This is a genomic window from Pseudoalteromonas sp. BSi20480 (assembly GCF_000241365.1).
GTDB classification, from domain to species: domain Bacteria; phylum Pseudomonadota; class Gammaproteobacteria; order Enterobacterales; family Alteromonadaceae; genus Pseudoalteromonas; species Pseudoalteromonas marina.
Window position 1 is genome coordinate 1 of record NZ_BADX01000029.1, and the last position, 482, is coordinate 482.

General features: G+C 32.8%; 1 protein-coding gene. It reads left to right on the forward strand.

All coding sequences use genetic code 11. From position 1 onward, the window contains the following. Window positions 1–215 precede the first annotated feature (215 nt). Window positions 216–482, forward strand: a 267-nt coding sequence (locus P20480_RS19740) for a hypothetical protein (protein WP_050547927.1), incomplete at its 3' end; no start/stop codon positions are given.

Sequence of the window (482 nt, forward strand, 5' to 3'; positions counted from 1 at the left end):
TATTGCTATGCGCATTTGGTTTTGCATTGAGGTTGTTTTTAATGAATGTGAAACTTAAACTTACTGTATAAGTTAAAGGCTTAGTGATTATATAAAGTTTACTGCTAGATATAATAGTATGTGCTTTAGCTTATGTTTGATTACTCGTCGTTAACTACTAAATAGAGGGTGTAGCTATAAACATATTACATGTAGATGGCGCGGCTGGTTTTAGCGTGGGTGTATTGTTATTTGCTTTATTAGAGTGGGTTTCGGTTTTATATAATCTACCTGTAAATATTGTAATTTTACTTGCCAGTGCCAATGTTATCTATGGGATTTACGCTTTAACCCTTGCTTTTTTAGTCACTAAGCCTGTTTACACAATCACTGTATTGGCAATAGCTAACGCGGTATGGGTATGTATATGCATTTTTATTGCTTTATATTATGTACAAACAGCAAGTTTAATTGGCGTTATGTTTATTATATTAGAAGCTGTG